Origin of the sequence: Vreelandella lionensis (assembly GCF_002087295.1) — a bacterium.
GTDB lineage: Bacteria > Pseudomonadota > Gammaproteobacteria > Pseudomonadales > Halomonadaceae > Vreelandella > Vreelandella lionensis.
In genome coordinates, this window is the sequence record NZ_MWVI01000012.1 from 61850 (window position 1) to 80032 (window position 18183).

The window sequence follows — 18183 nt, forward strand, 5'->3', positions numbered from 1 at the left end:
AACGCCAGGTCGGCGTGATGCAGAACGCTTAATTTTTGAGCGCTATACGCTGCGGCTGGGGCTAAGCCGTGATCGCCAGGAGTTAAACTCGCTTGAGTATGCGACCACCGCTGAGCTGTGGAACGACCCAGACCCACGAGCGCAGGCGCAGTTTCAGTGGCGGGCAGGCTTGCCGGTAATGGTATTTATTTTGGCGCGATTGGCCCAGCCGCTCTCTCGGGTGAATCCGCGTCAAGGGCGCTTTGGCAAGCTACTTCCTGCGGTATTTCTTTACGTCGCCTATTTAAGCCTGTTGCTGGCAGCGGTGGATGCTATTGGCGGTGGCTCTCTAGCGGTTGCCGGGGGTGTGTGGCCCGTGCATGGCCTGTTCTTAGGGCTTGGATTGCTGCTGCTGTGGCACTCACAACGTAAAGGAATGCGCTAATGCTGATCGCTATGGATCAAATGGATCGCTATATCGCCCGCAAAGTGCTTGCAGCCATTGTGGTGGGGCAGTTTGTACTGCTGGGGCTGGATATCACCATTGCCTACATTGGTGATTTAGGCGGCAGCCAGGGCGACTATAGCGCACAAGACGTGCTGCTCTATTTAGGTATGAGGTTGCCCTGGCGCTTTTATCAGTACGCTCCAGTGGCGGTGCTGATTGGGGGCTCATTGGCCTGGGTAGCATGGCCTCTAGCAATGAACTCACGGTGATGCGTGCTGCTGGCCGGTCGCCGGCGCGGATTGTGTGGGGCGTGGTGAAGCCCGTGCTGCTGGTGGTTGTGGTCGTGCTACTCGTCGCGGAGTTTGTCAGCCCACGGACCGAGCAGTACGCCGAAGCGCGGCGCTTAGAGCAGCGCCAAGGTGAGGGTGCCATGTTGGTGACTCGCAGCGGCTGGCAGTTCGAAGGCGATAGCGTTTACCGCTTTGGTGCCATTCGGGCGGATAACGTGGTGCTGGATTTAACCCGCTACCGCTTTGATGAGCGCCGCGTGATCGAAGCTACTCATGCTAATCGCGCCTACTGGGACGAGGGCGCCTGGCTGTTGGAGGGTGTCACCACTACACGCATTTTCGATGACCGCACCGAATCGGACTACCAGCCAGCCGCCGCCTGGGAAACGGCGCTCACGCCCACTCAGTTGGAGCGGCTTCTGCGCGATATCGAAAGCCAAGCCCCCAGCGAGCTATGGGAGTACGCCAACTTCCTACAAAGCCAAAACCTGCAGGCGGATCAGCCGCTGCTCTACTTCTGGGAGAAAGTGCTCATGCCACTCACCATGGGCTCGTTGGTATTGATTGCTGCCTCGTTTGTGTTTGGCCCGCTGCGCTCTGTGGCGGCGGGTAGGCGGGTTTTTTTTTGGCGTGGTGACGGGGCTCATCTTTAAATTTGTGCAGGATTTGCTGGCACCCGCCTCCACCATTTTTGGCTTTTCACCCGTTTGGGCAGTGTTGGTGCCAACGCTGGCCTGTGCGGTGGTAGGGATCTATTTCTTGCGTCGTAATGGCTAGCCGGCTCGCATTAGGTTGAAACAGGGGACAACACAGTGACAAACACGCGACGCTTCACTCAATTAGATGACGTTTGGCCGGCAGGAATAGGCCGCCGCTTAGGCGCGATGCTCTACGACGGCTTTTTAGTCACGGCCATTTGGATCGCCGTTACCGTGGTACATTTGGTGTTTTTTCGCTTTGTGCTGGGCCAAACGGCAGAGGAAATTGGTACCACCGCAGTGGATATTTGGAGCCTGCGGCTGATGCTGCTGGTTTTTTGTGACGCTGTTTTTTGTTTACTCCTGGCGGCGAGTAGGGATGACGCTAGGCATGCAGTCCTGGCGGCTGCGCGTGCAAACCCTGGATGGCCACGCGATTACCTTAAAGCAGAGCCTGATTTGCTGCGCGACGGCATGGCTCTCTCTTGCCGCCTTAGGCATTGGCTACTGGTGGGTGCTGTTTGATGGGCAGCGTAGAAGCTGGCCAGACATCGCCTCCAAGACTGAAACCGTGGTGCTGCCGAAAAAATAATTTTTCAGCAGCTGGAGAGAAAATATTTGTTCAGCCAGTAGGTTAGCGAAAACTTTAGTTGCCTTAAGGCGAATCGATACTAAAGAACAACGTTTTCTACTTGAAAAGATGTATGCGAATCATTTACATTCACCTCATGATTTTTATGAGGTGTTGCCATGTACGTATGTGTGTGCAAGGGAGTAACCGACCACCAGATTCGCCAACAGGTTAGCGACGGAGCGCGCAGCTGGCGAGAAGTACGCGAAGCCACTGGCTGCGGGACTCAGTGCGGCAAGTGCGCCTGCTTTGCCAAGTCGCTCACCCGTGAGGCCGTTCAAGCTGCCCGCTTAGAGTCTGATATGAGTCATGCTTACGCCGTATGACGCGAATCACTCTTGTTAGGCTTATCGTTAGCAAATAATTGATTTATTTGAAATTTTTTCTTTCCTGTCTATACTCCCAGCATCGTTGTTAGTACGCCTTTTAATGGCCTATACTCCTTAGTTAATGTAATGGTACTTTTGAAAAACAGTACGCTTAAGTACTGTCCGATAAGACTTGTACGCTAAAAAAGGTGATGGCATGAAAGGTGATCCGAAGGTTATTCAGCATCTCAATATCGCACTGGGCAATGAGCTAGTCGCTATCAACCAGTACTTCCTGCATGCCAAGATGTACAAAGACTGGGGCCTGAAAGTGCTGGCCAAGTGGGAGTACGATGAGTCCATCGAAGAGATGCAGCACGCTGATAAGCTGATTGAGCGCATCCTGTTCTTGGAAGGTATTCCTAACCTTCAGGATCTCGGCAAGCTGCACATCGGTGAAAACGTTAAAGAGATGTTGGAGAGCGACCTAAAAATTGAGCATGACGGCCGTAACGACTACATCGAAGCCATTACCTACTGCGAAAGCGTGAAAGATTACGTGACGCGCGATCTGCTGCGTGACCTGCTGGCCGATGAAGAGGGCCACATCGATCATATCGAAACGCAGCTAAAACTGATCGAGCAAGTGGGTATCCAGAACTATCTGCAAAAACATATGGCACTGGCCACTGACGAAGAATAAGACTTCGTCCGCTTGGCAGTAGGCGATTAAGCGCCGAGCGCTAGCTAATACAAAACGGGCAGCCCCTTGGTGCTGCCCGTTTTGCGTTTCAATGCAAAGTGTTGACCTGATATTTACCGATTGCTAGTGGCCAGCGTAGCGTCTTGATCCAGCGCACCAGGCACCGGCTCATCCACGCTAAAGGTGGCGCGGCTGAGGCGGCGTACGCGCTTCATAAACAGCGCAATACAGATCAGCGTGCCGAGTGCCGCCACGATATAGCTGGTTTGTAGCGGCAGGTTAAAGCCAATCGGCGCGTAAGCGAGGTAGGTGAAGGTTGCCCTGGTCATAAACACCGCAGGAATCGAGGTGATCAGGTAGGGCTTACGCGATAGCACCAGATACATCGTGCCGGTCCAGAGCGCAATCACGGCGGTGGTTTGGGTGGCCCAGGAGAAGTAGCGCCATAGCAGCGTGAAGTCCATATGGGTGAGCGCGTAAGACGCCACAAACAGCGGCAGCGCAATCAGGATGCGCTTAACGATAGGCTTCTGCTCTACTTTCAAATAGTCGGCAATAATCATCCGAGCGCTGCGGAAGGCGGTATCGCCGGAGGTGATCGGCAGCACAATGACACCCAGCACGGCCAGGGTGCCACCAACGGCGCCCAGCATGGTGGTAGAGACTTCGCTCACAACAGCGGCAGGGCCGCCTGCTGCCAATACATCGGAAAGCGACTGTTCACCTTGGAACAGGCTCATGGCCGCCGCTGCCCAAATCATGGCAATCACGCCTTCGGCGATCATCATGCCGTAGAAAATCTTGCGGCCGTTGGTTTCGTTTTCAGTAGTGCGCGAAATGATTGGCGTCTGTGTGGCGTGGAAGCCGGACAGCGCACCGCAGGAGATGGTCAGGAACAGCAGCGGGAAGATCGGTGCGTTATCCGGGTGCATGTTCTGGAACGAGAGCTCCGGGATAGGCGCGCCGGTTACCACCAAACCAATGCCGATGCCAGCGGCGCTGAACAGCAACAGCGCGCCGAAGTAGGGGTAAATACGCCCAATCACTTTATCAATCGGCAGCAGCGTGGCAATCAGGTAGTAGGCAAAAATCGCCAGGATGATAAGCGTCAGCGACAGCGATGTCATGTTAGCGAGCAGGGCCGCCGGAGAGGTCACGAACACGGTGCCGACCAATAGCAGCAGCAAAATCGCAAAGCCATGCACCACGTGCTTCATCGTTTTGGCCAGGAATATGCCCGCCAACTGGGGCAGGTGAGCGCCGTGGTTACGGATGGAGATCATGCCGGTTAGGTAGTCGTGAACCGCGCCTGCAAAAATACAGCCAATCACGATCCACACAAACGCCACCGGACCATAGAGAGCACCCAGGATAGGGCCGAAAATTGGGCCTACACCGGCAATGTTAAGCAACTGGATAAGCGAGTTGCGCGTGGTATTCCTCGGCACATAGTCGATGTCGTCGCGCATACTGAACGCCGGTGGTTGGACGCTTACGGTCAGCGACAAACACGCGCTCGACAAACTTGCCGTAGGTAAAGTAACCCACGACTAATAACACTATCGAGAGAATGAACGTAATCATGTAAAGCACTCAACTGGTCAGGGAGGGTGTCAAGCGGACAGCCATGCAGCAAGCCGCGCTTATTTAGCCGGGGTGAATGTACAGAGACGTACCGGTTAGTGCTTTACGACTTTAGTGGTCTACGACTTTAGTGGCTGATTAACAAAGAAAAACGGGCAACCGTTTGGCTGCCCGAAGTGAAAATGCCATCAAATTGAGGGTTAAGAAGAGATAACGCCGCAAGCCATGCGGGCGCCGCCACCGCCCAGGTGGGGTTCATCAGCGTAGGTGTCGCCACCGGCGTGAATCATTAGGCTGCGGCCCGGCATGTTTTCCATGCTCAAGCGTGGGGCTAGTACCGGCAGGTTGGCTTCGCCATCCTCATTCACGGTCAGCACCGGTAGGTCGCCCAAGTGGCCTTCACCGTAAGGCCCCGGTGGGTGCCGGTCTCGTCAGGATCGTAGTGTCCGCCAGCGGAAAGCGCGGCGGTCATTTCGCCGCTGTCGTTCTCGGCGGGCTCACAGCTGGCATTTTGATGGACGTGAAAGCCGTAAACGCCTGGTTCCAGGCCGGTTAACGAAGGGGTGGAACAGCACGCCATGCTCGGTATGCTCAACGGCCACCGTGCCGATAGACTCCTCCACACCGTCTGTGCTGACCTTATGCATTTCAACATTAAGCGGTTAAGGGCCTGTACCGTGGTGGCCAGCAGCACACCCGCCGCGATACAGGTACGGGGTAGTGAATAGCGCATAATAATTGCTCCTTTCCTTATCCGTGGAAGCCCTCACAAAGGGCACTCTGTAACAGTAGTTGGCCTACCGTCCCTCTGCCAATGGCGACGAAATCCCGCCTAGCGTGCTGGCAACGGATGACATCGGCGTGCCAAGCCGCGACAATAGCCCGCTATTCCACATCTCTGTTTTATGCGCCTGTTTTACGCCCCTGTTTCATGTCCAAATGCTCTGCCTATGTATCGAGGAGTTCCATGCAGCCACTTAACATCCTTTATCAGGATGAGCATCTTGTAGCAGTGCATAAGCCGTCCGGCCTGTTAGTGCACCGCTCAGCGCTGGCGCGTGGGGAAACCATATTCCTGCTTCAGCGCCTGCGCGACCAGCTCGGCAAGCGGGTCTACCCGGTGCACCGGCTGGACCGGCCCACCTCCGGCGTGATGGTGTTTGGCCTCTCCTCCGAGGCCGCCGCCCTGCTGGGCGAGGGGTTTAGCGAACGCCAGGTAGAGAAGCGCTACCTGGCGGTGGTGCGCGGCAAAGCGCCGGAGCAGGAGCGGTTGGATTACCCGTTACGGGAGGAGGACGGCACGCGCCCCAAGGCGGAAATGCCTGCCATGCCCGCGATGACCGATATTCGCCGCTTGGATAGCGTAGAGCTGCCGGTGCAGGTAGACCGCTACCCGGGGGCGCGCTATCCCTGGTGAAAGCACGCCGCTGACCGGGCGACGCCACCAAATTCGCCGCCACTTATCCCGCCGTGGCTACCCGATCATTGGCGACGCCAAGCACGGCAAAGGTGTCCGCAACCGCTTTTTTGCCGAGCAGCTGGCCGCCCCGCGGCTGCTGCTCGCCGCGACCTATTTAGCGTTTGATCACCCGCTGCTGGATAAACGCATTCAGCTCAGCTGCGCCGTGGATGAGACGATGAAAAATCTGTTCGAGCAGTTTGGCTGGCAGGGGCATTTACCTCTAGATAGCGTGCGAACGCCGCCCATTGCCACGCCTTCTGCCCTGCAAGCACTGTGAGCCAGCCCATGTTATTGAATGAATCCACGACTTCCTCTAGCGATTATGACTTCCGCTTTGGCGGTATTCGGCGCCTTTACGGCCAGCGTGCGGCGCAGGCATTTCGCCGTGCCCATGTGGTGGTGGTCGGGGTCGGCGGTGTGGGTAGCTGGACGGTCGAGGCGGTCGCCCGCTCGGGCATCGGCAAACTCACGCTGATCGATCTGGACGATGTGTGTGTCTCCAACGTTAACCGCCAGCTCCATGCGCTGGATGGCACGATTGGCCAGCAAAAGTAGACGTGCTGGCCGAGCGCTGCCGCCTGATTGCCCCCGAGATCGAGATCATCGCGGATACCGCCTTCGTCACGCCCACCAACTTGGCCGAGCGCATTCCTGAGGATGCCGACCATGTGGTGGATGCCATCGACAGCGTGATTGCCAAAGCGGCGCTGATCGCTTGGTGCAAGCGGCGCAAAATCCCGATTACCGTCACCGGCGCGGCGGGTGGGCAAACCGACCCCACGCGTATTCAAGTGGCGGATTTGACCCGCACCGAGCACGACCCGCTGCTCTCCAAAGTGCGCTCGCGGCTGCGCCGAGATTACGGCTTCTCCCGCCACCCCAAGCGGCGCTTCTCGGTGGAGTGTGTCTACTCCGATGAGCAGCTGGTCTACCCCAGTGCCGACGGCGAAGTGTGCCTGCAAAAGCCCGGCAGCAACGAGGCTACACGGCTGGACTGCGCCTCTGGCTTTGGCGCGGCGACGTTTCTCACCGGCACTTTTGGCTTTGTTGCCGCCTCCAAAGTGCTGGAGCGCCTCGCCAAGAAAGCGAATCAGCCCGCCGCCACTCAAGCCATTCAAGAGGAAAACGAATGACCACTCCCGTTCCCGGTATTTACCGCCACTACAACAGCCTGTACGAAGTGGTGGGCACCGCCCAGCACAGCGAAAGCGAAGAGCCGCTGGTGGTCTACCGCGCGCTCTACGGCGACTACGGCCTCTGGGTGCGCCCGCTAGCGATGTTCACGGAGAGCGTGACGAAAGAGGGGATCACCCAGCCGCGCTTTGCGTTGGAGAAGGCGTTTTAGCCCGTATCGATTGCGCCACTAGTACTCTTATGGATTGCCGCCCCCTGTTGTCAGGGAGGCGGCATTTTTGTAGTTGTAATTGCTTATATTCCATAATTAGCTATCTTTATAACAATAATTGGCGCATAGGCGTCAAGCAGACATACTCACGTATCTAGGAGATAAGCATGAAGACCTTCGCCCTATCTCAAAGCACCGGTGCGGGGTCACCCGACGTGGCGGGCTTTTTTGATCCGCGCACCTTTAGCGTTCAATACATCGTCAGCGACCCCGCTACCCAGCAGTGCGCGATTATTGACCCGGTGCTGGATTTCGACGAGAAATCCGGCGCAACGGCGACTTTCTGCGCTGATGCGTTGCTGAAATATATCAAGGAAGAGGGACTGACAGTGGCGTGGATTCTGGATACGCACCCGCACGCAGACCACTTTTCAGCAGCCCAGTACCTAAAACAGAAAACCGGCGCGCCAACGGCGATTGGCCAGTACGTCACGCAAGTGCAGGCCCTGTGGAAGGAGATCTACCACTGGCCGGAGATGCCCACTGATGGCCGCCAGTGGGACACGATGTTTGTCGAGGGCGATACGTTTGCCATTGGAGAACTCAGCGCCCGCGTGCTGCACTCGCCTGGTCATACGCTGGCCTCCATCACCTACGTCATCGGTGATGCTGCCTTTGTGCATGACACTCTGTTTCAGCCTGATTTTGGGACGGCGCGCGCCGATTTTCCGGGTGGTAGCGCCAAATCCTTGTGGGACTCCATTCAGCAGATTCTCACGCTGCCGGGCAATACGCGGCTGTTCACCGGCCACGACTATATGCCCGACGACCGTGAACCGCAGTGGGAGAGCAGCGTCGATGAGCAGCGAGCCAACAACCCGCACTTGGTAGACAAAAGCGAGGAGGAGTACATCGCACTGCGCCGCAAGCGGGATAGCGAGCTGCCCATGCCCAAGCTGATTTTGCACGCGCTGCAGGTGAATACTCGCGGTGGTCGCTTGCCGGAACCAGAAGCCAACGGCAAGCGCTATCTAAAAATCCCCCTGGATGCCCTGGAAGGTGCGGCCTGGGATTGATGTTATCCAAACCAATAGGAGGTGTGGTCATGCAAACGAAGCCATTAGAGCCAGGCGTTGAGATCACCTCAGCGCTGGCGGTGGATGAGTTGGAGGAGGTAAAAACCCGTGGTTTCAACGCGGTGGTGTGTAACCGCATCGAGGGTGAGAGCGAGGACTTTCCCGACGAGGCGCGCTACTGCGAAAAAGCTGAGCAGCTTGGCCTTGACTGGGTGCATATCCCCGTGAAACCAGGCGAGTACAGCGAAGCTGACATCCGCGCCTTTGCTGAAGCGCTTCAACAGCTGCCGCGCCCGCTAGTGGCATTTTGCCGCTCAGGTAAGCGGGCCACGCACCTGTGGGCCTACGCCAAGCGTCAGCACGAGCAGTGCGATTTGGCGGAACTGTTTTCAGCGGCCCATGCGGCAGGGGTGGACTTGGAGGATCAGCGCCAAGGTCTTGAACGGAGCGCCCAATAAAAATCGAAGACGCGTGAAATCCTAATACGAAGGCCCGTATCAGCAGATACCTAGTAAGAGGCTGCATCATGATCATTGAGCGCTGGGTGCCGCTAATCGGCTGGCTGCGAACCTATCATCGGGGCTTGCTCACGCGGGATGTACTTGCCGCGGTGATCGTCACGCTGATGCTGGTGCCGCAAGCGCTGGCCTACGCCATGCTGGCAGGGTTGCCGCCGGAAATGGGGCTTTACGCCAGCATGCTGCCGCTGGTGCTGTACGCCATCTTTGGCACCAGCGCGAGTTTGGCAGTAGGGCCGGTGGCTGTGGCAGCACTCATGACGGCCTCGGCGCTGAGCAGTTTTGCCGCGCCGGGCAGCCCGGAATATATCGGTGCGGCACTGGTGCTGGCCGCGCTCTCAGGGCTCATTCTCATCGTGATGGGCGTGCTTCGGCTGGGCTTTTTAGTCAACTTTCTCAGCCATCCGGTGATCTCCGGGTTTGTGACCGCCTCGGGGATTTTGATCGCGATTAGCCAGTTGAAGCACATTTTTGGTGTCGAGGCTTCTGGTCATAACGTGGTGGACCTGCTGCAAGCGCTATTGGGCCAGTGGCAGGAGGTGAATGTGATAACGCTACTGATTGGCCTTGGCGTGTGGGTGTATCTATGGTTGTGTCGCAAGCGCCTGAATGGCTGGCTGACCAAGCTGGGAATGCCTGCCAGTTGGGCAGGGTTAATCGTCAAAGCCGCGCCTATTTCGGCCGTGGTGGTGACCACGCTGCTGGCCTGGGGCTTCCAACTGGAGCAACGCGGGGTCGATGTGGTGGGCTTTGTGCCCAGTGGCTTGCCTGCCATTACGCTGCCGAGCCTGGATCAATCGCTCTGGCTCGGCCTGTTGCCGGCGGCGCTGCTGATTAGCTTGGTGGGGTTTGTGGAGTCGGTGTCCGTGGCGCAGACCCTGGCCGCCAAGCGTCGTCAGCGTATCGACCCCAACCAAGAGCTGATTGCGCTCGGCATGGCGAATCTTGGCGCTGGCGTTAGCGGTGGCTCGCCGGTGTCGGGCGGTTTTTCGCGCTCGGTGGTCAATTTTGAAGCCGGGGCAGCAACGCCGCTGGCGGGAGCTTTTACAGCGCTTGGGATTGTGTTGGCCACGCTGCTACTCCTGACTTACTTGCCTTTTTACCCACTGCCACGCTGGCCGCCACGATTATCGTGGCAGTGGGGACGTTGATTGATTTGACTGCGGTAAAGCGGACCTGGCAATACTCCCGCAGCGACGGGGTGGCGATGGTCGCTACTTTGCTGCTGACCCTTCTGCACAGCGTGGAAGTGGGCATTATCAGCGGGGTGGTGCTCTCGCTGGGGCTACACCTTTACCGCACCAGCCAGCCCCATAGTGCGGTGGTAGGGCGGGTGCCGGGCACCGAGCATTTTCGTAATGTGAAGCGCCATCAGGTCGAAACCGACGAGCATGTGGCCATGCTGCGCATCGATGAAAGCCTCTATTTTGCCAACGCCCGCTATCTCGAAGATACCGTCATGGCGCTGGCCGCCCGCTCGCCGTCGATCAAGCACATTGTGCTCACCTGTCAGGCAGTGAATGTCATCGATGCTTCGGCCCTGGAGAGCCTGGAGGCGATCAACGGTCGGCTGAAAGACGCCGGTGCCATGCTCCACTTGGCCGAGGTGAAAGGGCCGGTGATGGATCGCCTAAAGCACACGGCGTTTTACCACGAGCTCACCGGCCAAGTGTTCTTTACCACCTACGACGCCTGGCAGGCGTTGGCGCATCCGGCCAGTGCTGAGGTGGTGTCGGTGTGAAGTGGTGCTTTTACTCCCAGGCCGGGAATGGATCGGGCAACTGCTGCCATGTCTCCATCCCTTCTAATAGTTCGGCCTCGCTGAGTAAACAGTCGTCCAGCGCTTCACGCATTTTGGTCTCATCTAGGTTCTGGCCGATAAACACCAGTTCTTGGCGCATATCGCCAAACGGCTCCTGCCACTTCTCCATAATGAATTGCGATACTCTGGGTCCTCTGGCCAGTCGGCTTCAGGAATGGCTTTCCAGAACACGCCCGCCGGGCCGTGATGGGCAATGCCACCTGCCTGGCTCCACTGGCCCGCATAGCGAGGGCGAGTCGCCAGCCAGAAGAAGCCTTTCGAGCGCAGCAGGCCTCTGCCAAACCATTCGGCGTTTAACAGGTCGTGAAACTTTTGAGGGTGAAAGGGGCGGCGAGCGTGGTAGGCGAAGCTGCCAATGCCGTACTCTTCGGTTTCGGGTATGTGTTCGCCACGTAGCTCTTTGAGCCAGCCAGGCGCTTGCTGAGCGCGTTCAAAGTTGAATTTTCCGGTATCCAGCACTTTCTCCAACGGTACGCCGCCTTGGCGAATGGGTACTAGCTCTGCCTCGGGGTTGAGCGAACGTAGAATCGCTTTGAGGGGGCGTCCAGCTCTTTTTCAGTGATCAAATCGGTCTTGCTAATTAGCAGGACATCACAAAACTCAATTTGGTCGACCAATAAGTCAGCAACATTGCGCTCATCCTCTTCGCTCAGGCTTTCTCCTACTTCTTCAAGGCTTTTCGCTTCCTGGTATTGTGTGAGGAAGTTAGCGCCATCTACCACCGTCACTAGGGTGTCTAGCCGGGCGACTTGGGAAAGGCTCTGGCCGCTTTCATCTTCAAAGGTGAAGGTTTCGGCCACGGGAAGTGGTTCGGATACACCAGTAGACTCAATCACGAGATAATCAAACTTGCCCTCACGAGCGAGCTGGCCGACCTCAATCAGGAGATCTTCACGTAGCGTGCAGCAAATGCAGCCATTGCTCATCTCGATGAGGCGTTCCTCACTGCGGTTGAGGGCTATATCGCTGTCCAGCATCGACTCGCCAGGACCGCCTCGTACTAACGCACTGTCAATGTTCACTTCGCTCATATCGTTAACGATCACCGCCACCCGGCGGCCTTCACGGTTCGCCAGGATATGATTGAGCACGGTGGTTTTACCGGCACCTAAAAAGCCGGAAAGCACGGTCACGGGTAAGGGAGGGAACGCAGACATAATCATGGCACCTTTAGGCAAGAATGTTATGTGATAATATAACAATAAAGGGGCGGTGAAAATATGTCTCTGCCGGGATAGAGAGTGATCAGGTGTGTGCTCAGCGTTTGTATTGGGTAGGACAGTAGCCGCGTATGATATCAGGCGAGCGAAGCGCTCTATGTTTGGTGGTGCGGCCTGTCACTCGCTGTCGCCACAAGCGAAATGACCCTGGTTTAAGCTGATAGCGCATGATGTCTATGATCTCTGGTTCACCTAGACCAAACTGCCTTTCGATGGCGTCAAACGGCGTTCGATCTTCCCAGGCCATTTCGATGACCCGTGACTGTTCATCATCACACAGGTGGCGAAAGCGTTTTATAGCAGCTTTGGGCATAGAGGCACCTGGACAGTTAGTGAGTATAGAGAAGTGTCGCCTATATAACTCTACCACTATCATACATAGCAGAGATAGCTGTGGAGGGTGTGTGGCACTATCTGCAATGAGACGTCGCTACTTAGCCGCCAGCAGTGCACGAAATAGCCCATTCATGAGTACAGGTTCATCGTGGCGAATGCGGAAGCCCGCCTGTTGTAATAGTGGTGTTGCTTGGCGAGTAATATCGGTGGCGAGAAATGAGGTCAGCACATTTAAGGTTCGGCGGCTCAGGCCAGCAGCTTGAGCGTCTGGCTGAAATTTATCCATGACGCATAGCTGCCCACCGGGTTTGAGAACGCGATAGGCCTCAGCGAGCCCCAGCTCAGGGTTTGGCATCACCGCCAAAATAAGGTGCATGACGACGACATCAAAGTGTTCATCTGGATACTCTAACGTGGTGGCATCCATGACTCGGCAGGAGACATCGCGTTGATAGCGCTCGGCCCGTGCGCGGGCACGTTTGACCATGGCAGGGGTTAGATCAGTAAGATGTATCTCCAGCTCATGAGGTAGAAAGTGTAGATCTAAGCCTGTGCCAGCACCTACCAATAAAACTCGCATGCCGGGTTCCCAGTCTACTTGGCCAAGTGCCACACGGCGTGGCTTGCGCAGGGCTCGCGATACCACGACATCATACAGAGGGGCATAGACACTATAGCGAAGGCGATTCCAGGTGGTAGTGTTTAGCATAGGCCCTCACGATAGCGGGAGTGATAAAGCAATAGTGGCGTAATGGTATGTAACTATAGAATGAACCGCCAAGAACCACCAAGATACTACAAGTGGCGGCACAGCTGTGGTTAGGGTGGTGGTGATAGGGGCTTTGCTGTAGAGGAGAAACGTGCGGCAAATAGAAGAGAAAGGCACCCGACGAGCTACTCCTCTGCCGAGGAATTTTGATGGAAACGCGTCGCTAAGCTTTCAAGGATATCAAGAATTAGTTGCCGATCTTGGTACGTTAAAGGCGCTAATAGCATTTTTATTCTTTTAGTTTGATCGTCCACATGAACGCTTGCTTGACCTAATAACTCCCCTGCATCGCAATTGAATATCTCGGCTAATTCAAATAAGCGTATGGTGTTAGGGATGACCCGACCGCGTTCAATTCTTGAAACGGCTTCATTGCCAACCCCTAATCGTTCAGCGACTTCTTCCTGGGTCAATTGGCTGCGTATTCGCTGTTTGGCGATAGCCCGGCCGATGTTACTGGCTAGCCGTTCCTGTTCAATTTTATTCACACTATCCTCCATGTAGACCTGAATGGTTGGGTAACGACCTATTGACATGAAGGACTATTTAGGTTGAATATCGCCCTGAAAGGTTGAGGATGTGATCCCTGTGCTGTTTTTTTGTCCTTGGCTGGCTGGATGAACAAAAAAGCATAGCTAAATATAATTAAATCAATCATTTAAAATAAATTTGTTGGCAGTTCCGTAAAGGTTTAGATAGTGAATTTTATCTGTTGATAAAGTTATATCGCGGCGACTGTGGCTCAATAATTAACGCGTTGTGGTTAGAACCATTAATCCGGGCGCTGAAGAACGTCCGTCGGAGTGATGGCTAATGCAAAGTTATAGAAGCAAGAGCAGGGAGGGTTGATGCAAGACGTTTTGCTTTGTCGTGCTAACGACAATCGCTGCATGGCTCAAGGATGATCACATAGCGGTCAATTCGGCTTTGAAAGCGTTTGGCTTGCCAGCGTGGCTCACTCATCAAAACCGAAGGCGCTTATTATCATGTCTCCCACGATGGCACCAGAAATTTTCCGACAACTTGCAAGTGGTTTATCAAGTATCAATAAGGGTGGTTTTTTCCACCATTTAGCCCAGTCACTGGCCGTTTTACTCAAAGTCGATCATGCGCTGGTGGCAAGCATTGATGCTGATCGGCGCTTGGCAACGCCGCTTGCTATGTGGTCACAGGGTGAATTCATTGATGCGTCTCCTTATATATTGAAAAACACCCCCTGTGAGCAGGTTGAGCAATCCTCCTGTTTTCATATCCTTGAAAAAGTACGTACCCATTTTCCTGGGGATGTGCGCTTGGCAAGGTTGTCGGTTGAGGGGTATTTGGGGGTTCCTATGACGGATGCTTTAGGCAACTGCCAAGGAATCATCGTATTAATGCACTCCCGGCCCTTAGCGCTGCCAAGGTATGCAAATGAAGTCATGCAGATTGTTGCTTCACTTGCTGGCCTGGAACTATCACGCCAATTGATTGGAGAGCAGGCGAATGAGCGAATTGCGAATAAGCAACGCGCCTTGAGGCTGCTCAGTCGAGGGAATGATGCGCGTCTTCATGCGAGTGATGAAACAGCGCTGCTCCATGCTGCCTGCCGAGTGGCGGTAGAAGTAGGAGGCTATACTGCTGCGTGGGTTAGCCAAATAGAGCCTTATGTTGAAAAAGAGAGCGTTGGAGCGGTTCAGGCGTGTGTCGATGTTGAAGGTGATGCTCTCGGCTGGCTAAGCCCCAAGCAACTGCTCATCGCAGGCTACAGCCGTGAGATGGTGAGTCAAGCATTAGAGCGTCAAACGCCCGTTATTTTTACTCGACAAAGCAGCACAGGGTCACCAGGTATTGATGACACACTGTCTGCCTTAGGCGTCAATGGGCTAATTGTTCTGCCCCTTATCTATCGCGGCCAGTCGCTTGGAGTATTCAGCTTTTATCAGGCAGATGATCTAGCCATTACCTCAAGAGAGGTACGCTTGCTCAGCGAGCTAGCTGACGATGTGGCTTTTGGTATTGACAGTTTACGCCATCGAAGGGCAGAGCATCGTATCCAACATGCAGTAACTCAAGTGGCAACGGCGGTTTCTGCTCAGCACGGACAAGCGTTTTTAACTCAGCTAACCGATCATATGGCTAATGCTCTGGCGGCTGAAGTAGGGTTTATCGCTACTTTGGATGAGCACAATCCCAATATCGCTAACGTGCTGTCCATTTTTGTCAATGGTCAGCGTAAGCCTACCTTTAGCTATCATCTGGCAGGCGTTCCCTGCCAAGATGTACTTACAAAACGTGAATGCGTTGTACATGAAGGTGCTGGTCTTCGCTTGCCCGTAGAAAGCGATGACGCGCTGGATTGGGTGAACACTTATGTTGGCCGTCGCTTGGACGATGCCAAGGGTAATCCTATTGGAATTATTGGCGTTATGTTTAAAACGCCTCTATTTGACACGCAAATTGTACGCACAGTCCTGCAGATTTTTGCGGCGCGTGCGGCTGGGGAACTTGGGCGCCAAAAAGATGAAGCACCGCATTCGTCAGCTAAGCGTTTTGTGATGCGGGCACGCAGCTGCCCAATCGCGCCGATTTTATGCAGCACTTAGAAGAGCGCGTGACAGACGTGGCTGCCATACCATTTGCATTACTGCTATTGGATCTTAATCATTTTAAAGAGATTAATGACACTGCAGGACATGATATAGGCGACCTAGTATTAAAAGAGGTGGCTAGGCGCTTCCGCGATGCACTACCCCGAAGCGACTATCTCGCACGCCTCGGTGGGGATGAGTTCGTGGTGGTATGCCAGGAAACACGCGATGAAGGCAGCGCATCACTCACGGCTGAGCGGCTATGGACGAGTTTAAATAAACCAATTGTTATAGAGCAGCACTCCGCAGAGCTGTCTGTCAGCGTTGGTGTGTCACTCTATCCAGCGCATGGACTGACAGTTCATGCGCTATTAAAACACGCCGATATTGCCATGTACCAAGCGAAACGGCATAAGTTAGTAACGCGCACTTTTGAGCCTTGGATGGGGCAGGCGGTAGCCGAGCAGCTGCATATCGCCAAGCGACTGGCGATTGCGTTAGCGAATCGATCGCTTTACCTGCACTTTCAACCCCAAGTAGATATGCGCACAGGTGAGCTGATTGGTGCCGAAGCCCTATGCCGCTGGTGGGATGAGGAGCTGGGAGAGGTGTCTCCGGGACAGTTTATCCCGCTTGCCGAAGAGCGCGGGATGATAGTGGCGTTAGGCACTTGCGTGATTGATGAGGCATGCCGGCAGCTAGGGGATTGGCAATGCCAAGGGCTTGTGCTGAAAGGGCAGCTGGCGATTAATATTGCCGCTGACCAGTTCGACGATAATGATTTAGTCTCAACGCTGCTAACTAGCTGTCGGCTAAATGGCGTGGCGCCTGAAGCTCTTAGTGTCGAAATTACCGAAAGTGGCATCATGACTCATCCAGAGGATGCCATTGCGACGACAGAGATATTGAGAAGCCACGGCATGGGGCTATCGATAGATGATTTTGGCACTGGCTACTCATCGCTTGCCTATCTGAAGCGCTTTTCGGCAGACAAAATTAAAATTGACATTTCGTTTATTCGCGACATGCTGACCAGCGACAATGATCGCACAATCGTAGCCACCATTATTGCCATGGCGAATACATTGGGCTTACAAACCATTGCCGAAGGTATCGAGGTGCAAGGCGCAAAGTGAAGCATTATTAGCTATGGGCTGCACCCAAGCACAAGGCTACTATTATGACCGGCCACTTACCGCCGAGCAGTTTGCTCAGCGCTGGCTAATGTAGCAGCATTAGTTCAATTTTTGCGATTCCTTGTGTGTACTCTATTTACGCAGTCTTATATCTGTCATAAATAATTGTAACCTATTGTTATTTTTATGGCGGTTTTTAGATAATGGTTATCAATATGTTTAAAACCTTATAGCTTTTAAAATTTTCCTTGGGAAAGTTGAAGGAGAGCTAGGATTTATAGCTAGCTAAGTATTAAACTATAGAGGCAGCCTCCTCTGCGCTCTGACCTCAAAAAAATACTTAAAAAAAGGTGTTTTTATGCCTAATTCTTCTGCTCCCCTGCGCAATCCTTCGGCACAAGTTGTACAATCGTTCTTGAAAAGCCAGTATGTGCTTTGTATTTATGCAAAAGATATGCCTTATGCATTACAAGCTGAAGTAGTCGATCTTGATGTCGAGAGTGGCTTGCTGACACTAAATTTAGAGTACTATGGGCAAAGTATCGATAATTATTTAAATAATGGACTGATAAATTTTGACATTGAAGGTTTGCATCCGCTTGATGGAACAATAAAAAACTCAGCGTTAGCGCGCGATATCTACAGTATCAGCAATGTCGCTGCTAAGGTGCTTAAAGTGGATAGTGGCACTTATCGCTTAGAATGCCAGTTACCTAACTCTGTATTTTTGATGGAACAGCGAGGTGCTGTACGCATACCTTTTATATTAGGGATGCGAGCTAGAGTAAGTGTTGAAGTGTTTGCTAGTGGCTTAGTGGTTGCTGGCAATTTGAGGAATCTTTCCGTCGGTGGCTGTTTAGTAGATGTAGCTATTGAAGATGCTGTTCCGTTGATAGTAGGACAGCAAGTGCCAGGAGTGACTATTGAGTTTCCTAGCGGTGCGAGTTTTTTTACGGAAGGAATTGTGCGGCATATGCGACCCTTTGGTAATCATGGATATGCTGCATTAGGAATAGAGTTTTCTAATATCGAACCGCATCAAGCCGAAGAGCTCTACTATTTTGTTAATGAAGTAGAAAGGGAAGCCGCCTTTCGGTCGGGCGCTAATGGCCGTTTCACTGACCACTCTCCACTTTTCGTGCCTGGTGCAAGAGAGAAAAAAATGCTACAGCGGGAAGAGAAAGATCAAAAAAATCGCCAGCGGCAATCTCCTATGCAGCGCGGTATTCTAGAGTTAGCACACCAACTGCAATATGCTTTGATGTATCCTGAATCCGTGAAGCCGGCGCCG

12 protein-coding genes and 8 pseudogenes are annotated in these 18183 nt (G+C 54.1%); 14 read left to right on the top strand and 6 right to left on the bottom strand.

Translation table 11 applies throughout. The annotated features are described in order from the left end of the window. Window positions 1-31 precede the first annotated feature (31 nt). The 5 genes and pseudogenes from B4967_RS20620 to bfr all read left to right on the top strand — a co-directional run bounded on the left by B4967_RS20620 (window position 32) and on the right by bfr (window position 3057). A complete protein-coding gene (locus tag B4967_RS20620) occupies window positions 32-424 on the top strand; it encodes an LptF/LptG family permease (RefSeq protein WP_340638666.1) in 393 nt (130 codons plus the stop codon). After that, window positions 424-1494 (top strand): annotated as a pseudogene (gene lptG / locus B4967_RS01535) (LPS export ABC transporter permease LptG). The gene B4967_RS20620 and the pseudogene lptG overlap by 1 nt, the downstream one beginning before the upstream one ends. Before the next feature lie 107 nt (window positions 1495-1601). Continuing rightward, a pseudogene (locus B4967_RS01540) lies at window positions 1602-2007 on the top strand (RDD family protein). A 158-nt stretch (window positions 2008-2165) separates the two neighbouring features. Further along, on the top strand, window positions 2166-2372 hold the full coding sequence (locus tag B4967_RS01545; RefSeq protein WP_083023172.1) for a bacterioferritin-associated ferredoxin: 207 nt from the start codon (window positions 2166-2168) through the stop codon (window positions 2370-2372). A 199-nt stretch (window positions 2373-2571) separates the two neighbouring features. Continuing rightward, complete coding sequence (bfr, locus tag B4967_RS01550; protein WP_083023174.1) at window positions 2572-3057, top strand: bacterioferritin; 486 nt, start codon at window positions 2572-2574, stop codon at window positions 3055-3057. 113 nt (window positions 3058-3170) lie between these two features. Here bfr and B4967_RS01555 read toward each other — a convergent pair. Both B4967_RS01555 and sodC read right to left on the bottom strand, forming a co-directional pair. Further along, a pseudogene (locus B4967_RS01555) lies at window positions 3171-4641 on the bottom strand (carbon starvation CstA family protein). Window positions 4642-4841: 200 nt separating this feature from the next. Then, window positions 4842-5374: pseudogene (gene sodC / locus B4967_RS01560) on the bottom strand (superoxide dismutase [Cu-Zn] SodC). 234 nt (window positions 5375-5608) lie between these two features. Between sodC and B4967_RS01565 the strand changes: the two are divergent. The 6 genes and pseudogenes from B4967_RS01565 (at window position 5609) to B4967_RS01590 (ending at window position 10783) form a co-directional block, all read left to right on the top strand. Then, a pseudogene (locus B4967_RS01565) lies at window positions 5609-6380 on the top strand (pseudouridine synthase). A gap of 8 nt (window positions 6381-6388) precedes the next feature. Continuing rightward, window positions 6389-7236: pseudogene (tcdA, locus tag B4967_RS01570) on the top strand (tRNA cyclic N6-threonylcarbamoyladenosine(37) synthase TcdA). Next, window positions 7233-7448 (top strand): DUF1653 domain-containing protein, encoded by a 216-nt coding sequence (locus B4967_RS01575; protein ID WP_083023175.1) that lies wholly within the window; start codon window positions 7233-7235, stop codon window positions 7446-7448. The pseudogene tcdA and the gene B4967_RS01575 overlap by 4 nt, the downstream one beginning before the upstream one ends. 167 nt (window positions 7449-7615) lie before the next feature. Then, a complete protein-coding gene (locus tag B4967_RS01580) occupies window positions 7616-8524 on the top strand; it encodes an MBL fold metallo-hydrolase (protein ID WP_083023177.1) in 909 nt (302 codons plus the stop codon). Between the two features lie 29 nt (window positions 8525-8553). Then, complete coding sequence (locus tag B4967_RS01585; protein ID WP_083023178.1) at window positions 8554-8982, top strand: protein tyrosine phosphatase family protein; 429 nt, start codon at window positions 8554-8556, stop codon at window positions 8980-8982. Between the two features lie 68 nt (window positions 8983-9050). Then, window positions 9051-10783 (top strand): annotated as a pseudogene (locus tag B4967_RS01590) (SulP family inorganic anion transporter). Between the two features lie 10 nt (window positions 10784-10793). Here B4967_RS01590 and zigA read toward each other — a convergent pair. The 4 genes and pseudogenes from zigA to B4967_RS01610 all read right to left on the bottom strand — a co-directional run bounded on the left by zigA (window position 10794) and on the right by B4967_RS01610 (window position 13677). Then, a pseudogene (gene zigA, locus B4967_RS01595) lies at window positions 10794-12021 on the bottom strand (zinc metallochaperone GTPase ZigA). A gap of 100 nt (window positions 12022-12121) precedes the next feature. After that, entirely contained in the window at window positions 12122-12397 is a 276-nt protein-coding gene (locus B4967_RS01600) for a TIGR03643 family protein (RefSeq protein ID WP_083023180.1), read from the bottom strand. A 117-nt stretch (window positions 12398-12514) separates the two neighbouring features. Beyond that, complete coding sequence (locus B4967_RS01605) at window positions 12515-13129, bottom strand: class I SAM-dependent methyltransferase (protein ID WP_083023182.1); 615 nt, start codon at window positions 13127-13129, stop codon at window positions 12515-12517. Window positions 13130-13314: 185 nt separating this feature from the next. Beyond that, entirely contained in the window at window positions 13315-13677 is a 363-nt protein-coding gene (locus B4967_RS01610; RefSeq protein ID WP_243470267.1) for a helix-turn-helix domain-containing protein, read from the bottom strand. Between the two features lie 498 nt (window positions 13678-14175). Between B4967_RS01610 and B4967_RS18585 the strand changes: the two genes are divergently transcribed. The 3 genes from B4967_RS18585 to B4967_RS01620 form a co-directional block, all read left to right on the top strand. After that, window positions 14176-15771 carry a GAF domain-containing protein gene (locus B4967_RS18585; RefSeq protein ID WP_243470268.1) on the top strand — a complete coding sequence of 532 codons (1596 nt, stop codon included), beginning with the start codon at window positions 14176-14178 and terminating at the stop codon, window positions 15769-15771. Next, on the top strand, window positions 15759-16892 hold the full coding sequence (locus B4967_RS18590; protein WP_243470269.1) for a putative bifunctional diguanylate cyclase/phosphodiesterase: 1134 nt from the start codon (window positions 15759-15761) through the stop codon (window positions 16890-16892). Before B4967_RS18585 ends, B4967_RS18590 begins: the two co-directional genes overlap by 13 nt. Window positions 16893-17250: 358 nt before the next feature. Next, window positions 17251-18183, top strand: a 933-nt coding sequence (locus tag B4967_RS01620; RefSeq protein ID WP_139794384.1) for a flagellar brake protein, incomplete at its 3' end; no start/stop codon positions are given.

Bases quoted from the DNA above. Each gene is read 5' to 3' on its own strand.
- B4967_RS01545 (WP_083023172.1), top strand. From the start codon at position 2,166: ATGTACGTATGTGTGTGCAAGGGAGTAACCGACCACCAGATTCGCCAA.
- bfr (WP_083023174.1), top strand. From the start codon at position 2,572: ATGAAAGGTGATCCGAAGGTTATTCAGCATCTCAATATCGCACTGGGC.
- B4967_RS01575 (WP_083023175.1), top strand. From the start codon at position 7,233: ATGACCACTCCCGTTCCCGGTATTTACCGCCACTACAACAGCCTGTAC.
- B4967_RS01580 (WP_083023177.1), top strand. From the start codon at position 7,616: ATGAAGACCTTCGCCCTATCTCAAAGCACCGGTGCGGGGTCACCCGAC.
- B4967_RS01585 (WP_083023178.1), top strand. From the start codon at position 8,554: ATGCAAACGAAGCCATTAGAGCCAGGCGTTGAGATCACCTCAGCGCTG.
- B4967_RS01600 (WP_083023180.1), bottom strand. From the start codon at position 12,397: ATGCCCAAAGCTGCTATAAAACGCTTTCGCCACCTGTGTGATGATGAA.
- B4967_RS01605 (WP_083023182.1), bottom strand. From the start codon at position 13,129: ATGCTAAACACTACCACCTGGAATCGCCTTCGCTATAGTGTCTATGCC.
- B4967_RS18585 (WP_243470268.1), top strand. From the start codon at position 14,176: ATGTCTCCCACGATGGCACCAGAAATTTTCCGACAACTTGCAAGTGGT.
- B4967_RS18590 (WP_243470269.1), top strand. From the start codon at position 15,759: ATGCAGCACTTAGAAGAGCGCGTGACAGACGTGGCTGCCATACCATTT.